Annotated in this window: 14 protein-coding genes and 2 pseudogenes; 14 read left to right on the top strand and 2 right to left on the bottom strand. The window is 68.1% G+C overall.

Features of this window, described 5'->3' with window-relative positions:
* The first annotated feature begins 17 nt into the window (after positions 1-17).
* Together AC5P1C_RS38205 and AC5P1C_RS38200 are read left to right on the top strand one after the other, a co-directional pair.
* The gene (locus AC5P1C_RS38205; RefSeq protein WP_493870572.1) at positions 18-1040 is read left to right on the top strand and encodes an aldo/keto reductase; all 1023 of its coding nucleotides are present in this window, start codon (positions 18-20) and stop codon (positions 1038-1040) included.
* Between the two features lie 165 nt (positions 1041-1205).
* Positions 1206-1295 (top strand): annotated as a pseudogene (locus AC5P1C_RS38200) (DUF4158 domain-containing protein); the annotation flags it as partial.
* 22 nt (positions 1296-1317) lie between these two features.
* On the opposite strand, the gene AC5P1C_RS38195 reads toward AC5P1C_RS38200, so the two are convergent.
* On the bottom strand, positions 1318-1896 hold the full coding sequence (locus AC5P1C_RS38195) for a TetR/AcrR family transcriptional regulator (RefSeq protein ID WP_493870571.1): 579 nt from the start codon (positions 1894-1896) through the stop codon (positions 1318-1320).
* 81 nt (positions 1897-1977) lie between these two features.
* Here AC5P1C_RS38195 and AC5P1C_RS38190 point away from each other — a divergent pair, with 81 nt between their 5' ends.
* The 7 genes and pseudogenes from AC5P1C_RS38190 (at position 1978) to AC5P1C_RS38160 (ending at position 7834) form a co-directional block, all read left to right on the top strand.
* Positions 1978-2751 (top strand): SDR family oxidoreductase, encoded by a 774-nt coding sequence (locus tag AC5P1C_RS38190; RefSeq protein WP_493870570.1) that lies wholly within the window; start codon positions 1978-1980, stop codon positions 2749-2751.
* 32 nt (positions 2752-2783) lie between these two features.
* Positions 2784-3153 (top strand): annotated as a pseudogene (locus tag AC5P1C_RS38185) (VOC family protein).
* A gap of 250 nt (positions 3154-3403) precedes the next feature.
* The gene (locus AC5P1C_RS38180) at positions 3404-4000 is read left to right on the top strand and encodes a hypothetical protein (RefSeq protein WP_493870569.1); all 597 of its coding nucleotides are present in this window, start codon (positions 3404-3406) and stop codon (positions 3998-4000) included.
* A gap of 24 nt (positions 4001-4024) precedes the next feature.
* Positions 4025-4186: a hypothetical protein gene (locus AC5P1C_RS38175; protein ID WP_493870568.1), complete on the top strand. Its 162-nt coding sequence runs from the start codon at positions 4025-4027 to the stop codon at positions 4184-4186.
* A gap of 169 nt (positions 4187-4355) precedes the next feature.
* On the top strand, positions 4356-4829 hold the full coding sequence (locus AC5P1C_RS38170; RefSeq protein WP_493870567.1) for a MarR family winged helix-turn-helix transcriptional regulator: 474 nt from the start codon (positions 4356-4358) through the stop codon (positions 4827-4829).
* Positions 4826-5698, top strand: coding sequence for an SDR family NAD(P)-dependent oxidoreductase (locus tag AC5P1C_RS38165; protein WP_493870566.1), 873 nt, complete (start codon positions 4826-4828; stop codon positions 5696-5698). The genes AC5P1C_RS38170 and AC5P1C_RS38165 overlap by 4 nt, the downstream gene beginning before the upstream one ends.
* Before the next feature lie 318 nt (positions 5699-6016).
* Entirely contained in the window at positions 6017-7834 is a 1818-nt protein-coding gene (locus tag AC5P1C_RS38160) for an AMP-dependent synthetase/ligase (RefSeq protein WP_493870565.1), read from the top strand.
* Between the two features lie 108 nt (positions 7835-7942).
* Here AC5P1C_RS38160 and AC5P1C_RS38155 read toward each other — a convergent pair whose 3' ends face one another.
* Complete coding sequence (locus tag AC5P1C_RS38155; RefSeq protein ID WP_493870564.1) at positions 7943-8977, bottom strand: AraC family transcriptional regulator; 1035 nt, start codon at positions 8975-8977, stop codon at positions 7943-7945.
* Between the two features lie 156 nt (positions 8978-9133).
* Between AC5P1C_RS38155 and AC5P1C_RS38150 the strand changes: the two genes are divergently transcribed.
* The 5 genes from AC5P1C_RS38150 to AC5P1C_RS38130 all read left to right on the top strand — a co-directional run bounded on the left by AC5P1C_RS38150 (position 9134) and on the right by AC5P1C_RS38130 (position 14180).
* A complete protein-coding gene (locus tag AC5P1C_RS38150; protein WP_493870563.1) occupies positions 9134-9964 on the top strand; it encodes a MaoC/PaaZ C-terminal domain-containing protein in 831 nt (276 codons plus the stop codon).
* A 33-nt stretch (positions 9965-9997) separates the two neighbouring features.
* Entirely contained in the window at positions 9998-11200 is a 1203-nt protein-coding gene (locus AC5P1C_RS38145) for a lipid-transfer protein (protein ID WP_493870562.1), read from the top strand.
* Between the two features lie 106 nt (positions 11201-11306).
* On the top strand, positions 11307-12911 hold the full coding sequence (locus AC5P1C_RS38140) for a nitrilase-related carbon-nitrogen hydrolase (RefSeq protein ID WP_493870561.1): 1605 nt from the start codon (positions 11307-11309) through the stop codon (positions 12909-12911).
* A 127-nt stretch (positions 12912-13038) separates the two neighbouring features.
* The gene (locus AC5P1C_RS38135; RefSeq protein WP_493870560.1) at positions 13039-13251 is read left to right on the top strand and encodes a hypothetical protein; all 213 of its coding nucleotides are present in this window, start codon (positions 13039-13041) and stop codon (positions 13249-13251) included.
* A gap of 98 nt (positions 13252-13349) precedes the next feature.
* Complete coding sequence (locus AC5P1C_RS38130) at positions 13350-14180, top strand: SDR family NAD(P)-dependent oxidoreductase (protein ID WP_493870559.1); 831 nt, start codon at positions 13350-13352, stop codon at positions 14178-14180.
* Positions 14181-14192 lie beyond the last annotated feature (12 nt).

Raw genomic sequence — 14192 nt, 5'->3', positions numbered from 1 at the left:
AGAAAGGACGATTTCGCATGCAGTACCGCACGCTCGGCCGGACCGGGATCAAAGTCAGCCCTTATGCGCTCGGCGCATTGATGTTCGCCACGTCCGTCGGCAATCCCGACCCCGACGACGCGGCCCGCATCATCCACAAAGCCCTGGACGCGGGAATCAACCTCATCGACACCGCCGACGCCTACGGCGACTCCGAAGAGGTCGTCGGCAAGGCGCTCAAGGGGCGACGGGACAACGTCGTCCTCGCGACCAAGGTGAGCCGCCCGATCGGTGACGACCCCAATCAACAGGGCGCCTCGCGGCGCTGGATCGTGACCGCGGTCGAGAACTCGCTGCGCCGCCTGCAGACCGACCACATCGACCTCTACCAGATCCAGCGACCCGACCCCGACACGGACATCGAGGAGACGCTCTCCGTGCTCTCCGACCTGATCCACAGCGGGAAAGTCCGTGCGATCGGGACGTCCGGGATGCCGGCGTCCGACATCATCGAAGCCCGGTGGGTCGCCGAGCGGCGCGGACTGGCACGGTTCCACACAGAGCAGCCGCCGTACTCGCTGCTCAGCCGCAGCATCGAACGCGAGGTGCTGCCGGTCGCTCAGCGCTATGGGGTGGGCACGCTGGTGTGGGGCCCGCTCGGGCAGGGACTGCTCACGGGGCGCGTCCGCAAGGGCCAGCAGAACGAACTCCGCCGCGTCGGCTTCTTCAAGCACCTCAACGACGAGCGTCGTCTCGACGTCGTCGAGCAGTTCATCTCGCTCGCCGAGGAGGCGGGCTTGCCGCTGACCCACCTCGCCATGGCGTTCGCGATCGCTCATCCCGGCGTGACCAGCGCAATCGTTGGGCCGCGCACGATGAGCCACCTCGACGACCTTCTCGCCGGCATCGACGTGGCACTCACCGACGACGTCCTCGACCGGATCGACGAGATCGTCGCGCCGGGCACCGACGTCGGCACACTCGACCAGGCATACGTGCCGCCCGCTCTCCAGCAGGCGAGCCTCCGCCGCCGACCCGTCAGCGAACGCACCGCCGCCTGACGCATCCCGCCACCGACGGCAGACCGCCGCTTGGTCCGGGTTGCTGCTTCCCCGTGCCGAGCAGCGGCCCGGACAGTCGAGGGCTCCCGAGAAGGGCAGAATCACGCGCGAACTCGAACTCGAGATCCATGAAGGGGGAGCAGAGGCTCGTCCACCGCCCCTCCTGTTCGGCGGAAGCTGATCGCGAAGCGGCGTGGTGCCCACAATCGCCTCGGTTTCGCCCTCCAGATGTGCACGGTGAGGTACATCGGGCGGCCGGCGGCGCGCGGCCCCCGGCTCAGGGTGACTGCGGGGCGCCGTGTCGCAGGCCGTCGAAGAGGAGGGCGGTGATCTGCCGGGCCTCGACCAACCAGCCCTCCGTGGCGCGCATTCCGCAGATGCCGCCCAGGGCGCGCAACAGGGTGGAGCCTGTGACGTCGTCACGGACGGTGCCGGCCGCGCTGCCGGCTTCGAGCAGCAGGGAGAGGGCGTTGGCCATACGGGTGCGTGCGTCGTCGAAGACCGGTGAGTCCGTCGCCATGATGCTTTCCAGCACACTGGACATCCCTTTGCCCACCGCCGCGTGGTCCACGAGCAGCAGCAGGAAGCGCCGCAGCGCCTCCTCCGGGGCGTGTTGGTCCAGCAGGACGCCGGGCGCGGCGCACAGTTCGTCGACCTCTTTGCGGTAGACCTCCTCGATCAGCGCTTCGCGGGTATCGAAGTGGCGGTAGAGCGTTCCGACGGCGACGCCGGCGCTGCGGGCGATGTCCTCGACGTGCGCGTCGGTGTCGCCGCCGAGGAACGCCTGGCGGGCCGCGGACAGCAGTGCCTCGCGGTTGCGTCGCGCGTCGGCGCGCAGCGGGCGTGATGCCGGCAAGAGAACCTCCATAAGGTGAGTCCGGCTCCGTTTACGTGTACCGTTTCCGGAGTCAGGTTCATCTTACGGAAAAGAGACCCCATGCCCATCACGGACAACAGCCTCGACGGCCTTCGGGTACTGGTCACCGGCGGCAGCCGGGGCCTGGGCGCGGCGACCGTGCGCCGCTTCGTCGCCGCGGGCGCGACCGTGCTGACGGCCTCCCGCAGCCGACCCGAGGAGGACAGCGGTGCCGCATTCCTCGCGGCCGACCTCTCCACGCAGCAGGGTGTGGCCGAACTCGGCCGCCGCGTCGTCGAGCAGGTGGGCGGCGTGGACGTGCTCGTGAACAACGCGGGCGCGGCGAGCGCCCCGGCGCCGACCCTGAGCCGGTCGGACGAATCCTGGCAGGCGGATCTGGAGATGAACCTCCTCAGCGCCGTGCGCCTGGACCGGGCCCTGGTGCCGGGAATGGTCGAGCGGGGCTCCGGCGTCGTCGTGCACGTCTCCTCGATCGCCAGCCAACTGCCTCAGCGCACCGAGGCGTCCTACGCCGCCGCCAAGGCCGCGCTCAACACCTACAGCCGCGAACTGGCCACCGAGGTCGGCGAGCACGGGGTGCGCGTGGTCTGCGTCCTGCCCGGCTTCGTCGTCACCGACGGTGCCACCGCCCACCTGAAGCACATGGCCGAGAAGCAGGGCATGACCACCGAAGAGGTCACGCAGCAGATCGTGGACCACCTGAAGGTCCCCATGGGCCGCCCCGGAGATCCCGAGGACGTCGCCGAGATGATCGCCTTCCTCGCCTCCGGCCGCGCGAAATGGCTCACCGGAGCACAGTTCCGCGTCGACGGCGGCATCATCCCGACCGTCTGAGCAACCACCGACAGCACGAACAGGACACCCCCATGCCCCTCACCCTGACCTCCGTGATCATCGACGCCGCCGACATCGAGAAGGAGAGCTCCTTCTGGCACCGGCTGCTCGGCGGCTCCCTCACCCCCACGCCAACTCACCACTTCGTTCAGGCCCCCGGCCTCCCGGTGATCGTCGTCCAGTCCGCCCCCGGACACACCGCACCGAACTGGCCGGACGGCACCTCCCAGCAGATGCACCTCGACTTCGGCGTCGACGACCTCGCAACCGCCGACTGCACGGCCACCGACGCCGGCGCCACCCGACTTGCGGCCCACCGACGAGATCACCCCGGAAACCCGCACCGGTAGCCGCGTCTACGCCAGCCCGGCCGGACATCCCTTCTGCCTGCGCTCGACCTGACCCGGTCGCCGTCCACCGAGCCGCGCCTGTCGACAAACGATGGCACCCTCAAGTGATCAACGCACCACCCACGGATGATCATGTGATTCGTGGAGGCACAGGTGCGTGACTACGGGTTTTCGCCGGCTCAGCAGGATGAGATCTGGAGAGAGGCCGCGCACCCACGCCTGCGGGCCTCGCCACCTTGTCCCCGCCCAGGCCCCCGGCGGTCTGACGCCGCCGCCGTCGGAGGCCCAGTCACGGTTGCCAGGTGAACGGATCGAATGCACCAGCCGACGCACCCGCCCACCACGGCGCGTTGTTGCCTCTCCTGGGTGCCGAGCAGGAGGTCATCGACTTCTTCGCCGGGGTTGCGGATCTCGACGCGACGGACCCGGCCGACCAGGAGCTGGAAGACGGGATCCGGCTTGCCTCTGGAGCCAGGCTGGAGCAGTTTGCGCGGGCGGGCTCAGGTGACGCGTTCTGCTTTGTCGGTGAGGGCGGAGAGGGACGCCCCGTGGTGTACGTCAGCCTCGACGGCGAAGCCGGACCGCTCGCCCTCGGACTGCCAGAGTTGGTGCGGCTGCGTCTGGTGGCACCGTGGTGGCGGGATGCTCCCGGACGGACGGCCGGAGAACTCCAGACGATCGCCGACGAGTACCGGGAGGACATGCCCGACCTCGACCGGCGACGCGACCGCGCGGCCCGGGCGCTCGGCCTCGATCCGGCCGGACTGCCGTCCGAGGCGGCAGCCCTGGCCCGGCTCGTGGAGCTCTCCCGAGGGCCGGTCGCCGCGGTCTGCCTCATCATCGGGTACGAGGGCGATCCGCTCGATTCCCTGTTCGTCAGGGCGGCGTACCTCAGCTGACCGTAGTCACGGAAGTGCGCAGCGATGTCCTCACCGTGCGCCATGGGCGCGCAGACCGACGAGTCGTCGGTCCAGAACACTGCCTCCTGCGCGACCTCAGTCATCAGCAGACGGCGTAGCGCCTCCGTCCGCACCGCCCTCACCGATAGCGGCCTCGACGAGCTGATGCCGTTCACCCCCGGCTGAAGTTCCCGTCCGCGCCCTCGGCTCGTGCAAGCAAGCGCCCGCAGGAGCCCGCCCATGGGCGGGACCGTTCCCCGTACGGATGCGGTGCCGCCCTGGGGTTCGGCCCTCAGCAGATACCGAAAGTATATGGAACTTCCAATAATTGGAAGTTCCATATAAGGTGGATGGCATGGATGACCCACGGCTTGACGAAGAGCTGATCGATTACCTGTTCGCTATACGCACCAAGGTCGGCGGTGAGCTGAAGGCTCTGGCCCGCGAAGTGGGGCTGACTGATGCGCAGACCGACGTGCTGTGGCGGCTGAGTCGGGGGGAGGAAATGACCGCGGGCCGCCTGGCCGACCGGCTGCAGTGCGACGCGTCGACTGCGACGTCGATGATCGACCGGCTGGAGAAGCACGGCCTGGTGCGCCGCATCCCGCACCCCACCGACCGGCGGGCGAAAGTCATCCAGCTCACCGACGAGGGGTGCGCCCTGCGCGACCGCGTCATCCAACACACCACCGAGCACTCCCCGTTCGCATGCCTCGACGGCGAAAGCAGACGAAGTCTGCATGCGCTGTTGCGCAAAGTTGTCACCGGCGCGCCTGAAGCAGACACGAGTTCTCCCCACACGGACAACCACGGCGAGGAAGAGCGATGAGCAAGACCACTGTCATCACCGGCGGCGGCTCGGGCCTGGGCCTGGCCATCGCACGCCACCTGGCCGAGGCCGGCCACAGCGTCGTCCTTGTGGGCCGCGACTCGGCCCGCACGAAAGCCGCGGCCGACAGCTTGCGCGCCCTGACTCCGGCCGGGAGCAACGCACGTGCGCCGCAGACCTACACGGCCGACTTGGAGCACTGGTCCCAGGTCCGCTCCCTCGCCACCAGGCTCGCCGCCGACGGCGTACCGGTGGACGTCCTCGTCAACAACGCCGGAGCAGCCTTCCCCAAGTACGTGCGGACCACAGACGGAGCGGAACGCACCTACGCCCTCAACCACCACGCACCGTTCCTGCTCACGCACGCGCTACTGAGTGAGGGCGTGTTCGCACCTGAGGCACGGATCATCAATCTCTCCACGTTCGTCGAGAAGCGCGGCAAGTTGGATACCGCCACCCCGGACGTTGCCGGCACATCGTGGAGTAACGGCTACAACCAGCTGCGCGTCTACGGCACCAGCAAATTGGTGAGCCTGCTGGCCACCAGGGAGCTCGCGCGTCGGCTGCCCGAAGGTATGCACGCCTACAACGCCAACCCCGGCATGGTGAAGGGAACCGCCATCAACAAGAACGCCGGTGGCCTCATGCGCCTGACCGCTCCCTTGTTCAAGCCTTTCGCCATCTCCATCGAGGAGGGTGTACGGACGCCCGTCCACCTGGCCGACGCGGAACCCGCCCCGCAGCCCAACGGGGGCTTCTTCAGCAAGTCCCAGCCGGACACACCCTCCCGCCTGTCCGAGGACGACGACCTGGCCCTCCGCATTTACGACAAGACGGCCTCCCTCCTGGGTGTCGAGCCCCTCACTTAGCAGGTCACCGAGCCCTGATGTGCACCACTGGCCTTCCGCCCGCCCCGTCCTCCGGGCCGGCGCGCGCCGGAGCAGCCAACTGCTTCTCCGATCGGCAGCCATGCCGCGTCAACCGCGGCACTGTCCTTTCGTATCTGCCGTGGTCCAGGACCTTCTCCCTTCGTGGATGAGGCATCGTGCGCGCAGGGGTCCCGCAACCGGAGCGGAGGGGTCCTGAGCGGAGCGAGCGATGAGCTTGATGATGCAAAGGGTTCAGGTGGTCTACGGCAACGCAAGTGACGGGTCGAGGCAGCCTGGGGCAAGGAGGGCTTACCACTCATGGCGAGCGAAGAGGCACTGAAGTCGGTTGCAACTCTGCCGGAACTCTTCCAGCAGACGGTCCGCGCGCACCCCGACCAGGTCGCACTGCGCGATTCCGAGGGAGTAACGGAGTTGACGTGGCGTCAGTACGCGGTTCGCGTCCAGCGAATCGCCCGTGGGCTGGCCCGCCTGGGCGTGCAGCGCGGGGACACTGTGGCGCTGATGCTGACCAACTGCCCTGAGTTCCACCTTGTGGACACGGCTGTACTGCACCTGGGGGCCACGCCGGTTTCGGTCTACAACACCAGCTCCGTTCCGCAGGTGGCCCGTCTGTTCGCCAACGCGGGCAACCGAGTGGCGGTGACCGAACGGCAGTGGACGGACACCGTCCGCCGAGCGGGCGGGGCCGTGGAGCACATCGTGTGTGTCGACGCCGGCGTCGATGGCACTACCAGTCTGGCCGACCTGGAGGTCGGGATCGGGCCGGACGGTGGATTCGATTTCGAGGCCGCTTGGAAGGCTGTCGAACCCGAGGATCTGGCCACGATCATCTACACCTCGGGGACGACGGGGCACCCCAAGGGCGTCGAGTTGGAACACCGGGCACTGATCGCCTGTCTCCGCAGTGGATTGTCGCTGCCGCACTTGGCGGCGGCCGCCCGCGCCGGCCGCCTGGTCTCCTACCTGCCGGACGCCCACGTGGCGAACCGGTTCTTCGGCCACTATCTGGGGATGGCCAGCGGTGCGTCGATCACCACGGTCGCGAACCTGAAGTCGATGGCCCAGGTGCTGCCTGGCCTGCGGCCTACGGTGTTCCTGGGCGTTCCGGCATTCTGGTACAAAATGCAGGTCACCCTCGACGAGGCCATCGCTGCTCAATCGAGGTTGCGTGGCAGCCTGGTGCGGTGGGCCGTCGGCATCGGCCGCGCCGTGGCGCAGCGCCGGACCAGTGGTCGGCCCGTCTCCGCGTACCTCGCCGCGCAACATGCGCTGGCGGACCGGGCCGTATTGCGTAATCTGCGCGAAATGATCGGCCTTGACCAGGCCGAGGCCGCCTTCACAGGCGCTGCTCCCATCAACGCCGGGACCGTCTGGTTCTTCATGTCGATCGGCATCCAGCTGTGCGATGGCTGGGCCATGTCGGAGTCCGCCGCAGCGGGATCCATCAATCGGCCCGGCGGCATCCGTCCGGGAACCGTGGGTAGACCGATGCCTGGCGTCGAGGTCAAGGTCGCCGAGGACGGCGAACTGCTGCTGCGCAGCCCGACGTTGATGCGCGGCTACCGGGCCGACTCCGAGCAGAGTGCGCAGACGATCGACGCCGAGGGCTGGCTGCACACCGGCGATGTCGGCGTCGTGTCGGAGGACGGCTACGTCACCGTCGTCGACCGCAAGAAGGAACTGATCATCAACTCCTACGGCAAGAACCTGTCCCCCGCGGCCATCGAGAGTGCGGTCGCCGTGGCCTGCCCTCTCGTCTCATCGGTGGTCGCGGTCGGGGACCGGCGGCCCTACATCACGGCGCTGGTCACGCTCGACCCGGTTGCGGCTCGCACGTTCGCCGAGGTCCAGGACCTGCCCGGCGACCACAACGACCTCGAAACACTGGCCCAACTCCCGCAGATCCAGGCTGAGGTGGAGGCCGGCATCGCCCAGGCGAACACAACACTGTCGCGGGTCGAGCAGGTCAAGTACGTCCGCATCCTGCCCGCCGCATGGACACCGGGCAGCGAGGAACTCACCCCGACGAACAAGCTGCGACGCCGCGCCATCATGGCGAACTATGCGGACGAGATCGACGCGCTCTATCGACATGCGTCCGGCCCGGCGAGCTGATCCGGTCCTGGCAGAGGCGGGGTGGCGCCCGGGCAGGTGCTCCCAGGCAGAGGGAAGCCGCCAGATCGTCCTTCTACGTGAGTGACGCAGGGCTGGATCGATCATCGATCAGGGAGGGACCGTCCCCGGCGCGGGCGATGAAGAACTGGGCTCCTGCCGAAATGCGCCGGGCGGCTGTCCGGTCCACCGGCGAAACGCTCGACGAAATGCGCTGGCCTCGGAGAAGCCCAGGCGGTCGGCCAGGCTCTCCATGGGCTCCTCACCCCGGGTGAGGCTGGCGATGGCGGCATCCCGCAGGATGTCTTCCTTGATTTGCCCGATGGACGTGTGCTCCGCGCGCAGCAGCCTGCGCAAGTGCTGCGTGCTGATACTCAGCTGCGCCGCAATGTCATCGGGCGCCGGCCAGTGCCCGCGCAGCCCTCTCTGAAGGATCTTGCGGACCTGGTCGGCGGTAGAAGATCCGTAATCACGCGTCGTGAACCAGATGTTGGGCTGATCGCGCAAATAGTCGGCCAGATCCTGTTCGTCACGAATCAGCGGGACGGTCAGCAGCCGACTGTCGAAGACCAGGGCCAGACGATCGGCCTGAAAACGAGGGTGTACGCCGAAGACGATCTCGTAGTCGGCCGCGTCCTTCGGTGCCGGCCACGGCAGATCGAGCGATCGAAGGGGGATGCGCCGCCCCACCAGCCAGCTCAGCGTCCGGTGGATCGATGAGGCGAGCATCTCGCCGCCCAGGTGATCAGGGTCGTCGAGCAGGCTGACGTCGATGTCGAGGTTGATGAGGCGCTGATCCGGTGCGACGCGAATGCGCGGACAACCCGGCAGGACTGCGCTGGCCTCGGCCAGCCGCTGAAGGGCCGAGCGCAGATCAGGTACGTGAATGATCGAGCGCATGACCAGCTGGAAGGAACCCAGCGGAAGGGGAGGGCCCAGGCCCAGCAGCTCGTCGCCGGTCAGTATCCACAGTTCCTGGGTCAGCTCGGCCACCTGCACCGGCGTGATCTCGTCCGCGAGTGGCCGTCCTGCTGTATCCGTGGTGATACCCGCGCGGCGCAGGAGCGAGGTGACATCGAGGCCGCGCCGTTCGGCGGCCTGCGCCATGCGAAGGGCGACGTTGCCCGGCAGCGACTTGTTACTCACAGCCTCACCATAGGGTGGCCGGCCGGGCACGGAACCCACCTGTGATCAACGGATTCGCCCACAGTCCAACCTTTCTTCGCCGGTGCGCGCGAGGGTCATCACATGTGCTAGCTACGGTTCTTAGCAGGCCCGATCCTGGTCAGTAGCGTCCACGACATGTTCACCACATCGCAGATCGGCGTGTGGAGCGCCCCATCCCAGTTCACCGTGACACGTGAGCGGACCGTGGCCTACGCAGAGGCCACCAACGACCCCATCGCGGCCCATCTCGACGGAACGCTGGCGCCGCCCGTCTTCGCAGTCGTCCCGGGCTTTGCCGTCATGGCGGAGCAGACCCTGGCTGTCGCGCCGAAGGAGGACGCGGGCAAGATCCTGCACGGCCGGCACGACCTGTACATCGCCCGGCCCATCGCGCCCGGCGACATTCTGACCACGCGCGCCCAGGTGATCGGCGTGCACACGCGCAGCTCCGGCGTCGTGGTGACCACCTTCGTCGAGACGCAGGACGTCACGGGCGAGCTGGTCAACGAGCAGTACTTCACCGGCTTCTTTCGTGGCTCCGAGCACGAGGGCAATGCCGGGCGTACGGCGCCGCAGGCACCGGACGCCGAAACAGACACCGGGGCGGCTGTCGCCATGGTGCAGAAGATCGACCTGGACCAGACATTCCGGTATGCGGAGGCGTCCGGCGACACCATGCCGGTCCACCTTGACGATGACTTCGCGCGGAGCGTCGGCCTGTCCGGGATCATCGTGCACGGCCTGTGCACGATGGCGTTCGCCTCGCACGCACTCATCTCCCACGTTGCGCCCGGTGCCCCGGACCGCCTCCGCCGTCTGACGGTGCGCTTCAGTGCGCCGGCCCAGCCGGGCGAGGAGATCACCACAACGCTGCGGCAGTCGGCCATGGGCCAGTACTCCTTCGACACGATCAATGACCACGGCGCAGGGGTCCTCACGGGCGGCCACGCCGAGTTTGCCAACTGACCCCCTCTCCACCAGCCGGCAAGGGAGCTGTACATGTCACGCAAGGCATTCGTCATCGGAGTGGGGATGACGAAGTTCGAGAAGCCCGGACGCCGCGAGGGCTGGGACTACCCGGCCATGGCCGCCGAGTCCGTGGGGGCGGCCCTCAAGGACGCCGCCGTCGACTACCGCGACGTGCAGGAGGTGTATGCCGCCTACGTCTACGGTGATTCCACCAGTGGCCAGCGCGCCGTGTACGAGCTGGGCATGACCGGCGTGCCGGTGGTCAACGTGAACAACAATTGCGCCACCGGCTCCTCTGCGTTGTGGCTGGCCGCCCGCGCCATCAAGGGTGGACTCGCCGACTGCGTGCTGGCGACGGGCTTCGAAAAGATGGCGCCTGGCCCCTTGCAGGAGGTGTGGCCCGACCGGGCCGCTCCGCTCGGCCGGCACCTCACCGCCATGGCCGAACTACGCGGCCCCGGCGGACCCATAGCTCCCTGGATGTTCGCCGCGGCGGGCCAGGAACACATGGAGCGCTACGGCACCACCGCGGAGCAGTTCGCGAAGATCGGCCACAAGAACCACAAGCATTCGGTGAACAACCCCTACGCGCAGTTCCAGCGTGAGTTTTCCCTGGAGGAGATCCTGGCCGCGCCGACGATCGTGGAGCCGCTGACCAAACTGCAGTGCTCACCGACCTCCGACGGCTCAGCCAGCGCGGTGCTGGCCGGCGAGGATTTCGTCGAGCGTCACAACCTGGCCGATCAGGCCGTCGAGATCGTTGGCCAATCCCTGGTGACCGACGGCGAGGACACCTTCGACGGCAGCGCCGCCGCGCTGGTCGGCACTCATATGTCCCGCACCGCGGCGCAACGGGTGTACGAACAGGCCGGCATCGCCCCCGAGGACATAGCCGTCATCGAGCTGCACGACTGCTTCTCGACGAACGAACTGCTCACCTACGAAGCCCTGGGACTGTGTGCCGAAGGTGAGGGCGGCAAGCTCATCGACGCGGGCGAGACGACCTACGGCGGTACCTGGGTGGTCAACCCCTCGGGGGGCCTGATCTCCAAGGGACACCCGCTGGGCACGACCGGGCTCGCCCAATGCGCGGAGCTCACCTGGCAACTCCGCGGCCAGGCAGGGGCCCGCCAAGTCCCGCGTGCGACCGGCCGATCCGGTGTCGCGCTGGCGCACAACATCGGGCTGGGCGGGGCGGCCGTCGTCACCGCATACCGGCCCGCCAACCGCTGACCCTGCCTCGCCACGCAGGCCACGACCAGCCTCGCTGGTCCCCGGTGTCGGCCCACGTGGTCGATGCGCCACCCCCTTGTCGTGAAGTCCACTAACGGGAGGGCCCATGGCCTCCAAAACGAGCCGTGCCGAACCACCCCCGACCGCACCGGGTCACCCAGCCGACATCCCCCAGCGCACCGCATCGTCATCAGCGCCGCGCGGCTGGGCCAGGAGCCCCTACGTATGGCTCCTGGTCGGTACGCTCTTGCAGTTGCTCGCGGTCGGCGGCCGCTGGGACATTCCGCTGACCGCATGGGCCTTTCAGGTCTTCCTGCTGCGGTTCCTGCGGACCAGCCGCCCCTGGCACGGCATTCCGCTGCTCCTGCTCGTACTCGCCGGGGCAGGCATGTTCTGGGCCTGGCAAGTGGCCCTGCCCCTCGAACCGTTGACGATATTCGGCTCCCTCTTCCTGGGCGCCATGGCGGTGATCCCCTACGTATTGGACCGGCTGGTGGCCCCGCGCCTCGTGTGGGGTGGCCGCCTGCTGCTCTTCCCCGTCGCGTCGGCGACCATGGCGTACCTGCTGGGTACCTTCAATCCGTTCGGCACCGCCTACGGACTGCTCGCTGTCACTCAGCACGACAACCTGGCCCTGCTCCAGGTGACCGGTATCGCCGGCCCGTACGTCATCACCTTCCTGATCGGCGCGGTGGCGACAGCGGCCAACCACGCCTGGGAACACGGCATCTCGCGGTTCGGCATCCGGCCGGCTGCCATCACCGCAGCCGTGGTGACGGCCGTACTTGTCGGCGGGCAGGCGCTGCTCGCGGTCGCCCCGGCGGCCACAGCTCCCACCGTGCGGATCGCGGGTATCAACCCGAGCCGGGTGTCGATGGACAAGGCCAGGACGGTCCTCGGCACCGAACCCACCGATCTCGAAGCGGTGTCCGGCAAGGACACGATGAGTGTCCGGCAGGCCTCCGATGTGATCAACAACCAGCTGATCGCGGACACCCGGCAGGCTGCCCGCGCAGGAGCCAAGATCGTCATGTGGTCGGAGAACTCCGCCCGTATGCGGTCCGCGGACGAGCCGAAGTTCTTGGACCGGGTCAAGGCCCTGGCCCGCGAGGAGAAGATCTACCTTAACGTCGCCGCCAACGTGTACACGCCCACCGCACCGTTCGGCCGCGATCAGACCGTGCTGATCGGTCCGGACGGTCAGGTGCTGTGGACCTACCAGAAGCACCACCCCATTCCGGGGCTGGAGCGCTACAAGGCGGGCACCGGCTCGATTCCGGTGGTCAACACGCCTTACGGGCGCCTGTCGAACGTCATCTGCTACGACGCGGACTTCCCCGACCTGATGCACGTGGACGCCGACATCATGCTGGTGCCCGGCGGCGACTGGCCCGAAATAGGCCGTATCCACACACAGATGTCGAGCCTTCGGGCAATCGAGAACGGGTACGCCCTGGTCCGCAGCGACTTCGATGGCTCCTCCCAAGCCTTCGACCACCAGGGCCATGTGCTGTCCCAGCAGGACACCACGACCGGTGACAACCCGCCCTGGATCACGGACGTGCCCACCCGCGGCACCACCACCGTCTACCGGGTGACCGGGGACGTCTTCGCCTGGCTGTGTGCCGCGGCGACACTCGCCGCGATCGGCTGGGCCATCCGTCGCCCGCACCACACCCGTACCTCAGCAGAGCAGGGGGGCACGTCATAAAACTGGGGTTGAGTCTGGGCTACGCAGGAGACTCCCTGACGCACAGCGAGCAGGCCGAAGCCGAGGAGGAGCGCGGGCCGCGCGGCCGCTTCAGCGCACCCGCGAGTACTTCGACATAGTCCGCCAGGTGATCCGCCGTGGCACGGTGCGCCTGGCCGGCCGCCAGTACGAGATCCCGCGCTCGGACGGCACCGGACTGGGCAAGCCGCTGCGCTCGACGCTGCACCCGCTGCGCACCGACATTGTGCCAAGGAGGCGAACTTCCACTACGAGGCGTTCGCCCGGCTCGGCTTCGAGGCCGCCGGACAAACTGACCCAGCTCGTCGACCTGCTGTCCTGACCGGTACCCCCTCAACCGTGTTCCGCAGCCGCTCCCGTGCGGCACACATCGACCAGTCATTCCTCCAGTCATTCCTCACTACGGAAAGAGAACACATCATGGGACAGCTCGACGGGCGCACCGCACTGGTCACCGGTGCCGGACGCGGCATCGGCCAGGAGATCGCGCTCAAACTCGCCGCCGACGGCGCCCGCGTCGTCGTCAACGACCTGGACGACGAACCCGCCACCGAGACCGTCAAGGAGATCGAGGCCCGCGGCGGCACGGCCGTCGCCTGCTCCGGCAGCATCACCGACCCGCAATTCGCCGATCGGTTCGTCGCCACCGCCGTGGAGAACTACGGCGGCATCGACATCATCATCAACAACGCCGGTTTCACCTGGGACTCGGTCATCCAGAGGATGACCGACGAGCAGTGGGAGGCCATCATCGATGTGCACCTGACGGCCCCGTTCCGCATCCTGCGCGCCGCCCAGCCGGTCATCTCCGCCGCCGTGCGGGCGGCCAAGGAGGCCGGCGAGCCGGTCATCTGCCGCAAGGTCGTCAACATTTCCTCCGTCGCCGGGCTCGGCGGCAACCCGGGACAGGCCAACTACGCCTCCGCCAAGGCCGGCGTCATCGGTATGACCAAGACCCTCGCCAAGGAGTGGGGCCGTTACAACGTCACCGTCAACGCGGTCGCATTCGGCTTCATCCGCACCCGCCTGACCGAGGTGGCCGCCGGCGCCGACAGCACCATCGACGTCGCTGGGCGGCAGATCAAGGTCGGCGTCAACCCGCAACTGCTCGCCGCCGCAGAGCAGATGATTCCGCTGGGCCGCACCGGCACGCCCGAGGAGGCCGCCGGTGCCGTCCACCTGCTGTGCCTGCCCGGATCCGACTACATCAGCGCCCAGACCGTCGTCTGCGGCGGCGGCATGACTCTCTGAGGTGGCCTCTCA

It is taken from the genome of Streptomyces sp. A18, assembly GCF_059026065.1.
The sequence above is the reverse complement of the archived record's forward strand: the minus strand, read 5'-3'. Positions and strand labels throughout refer to the sequence as shown.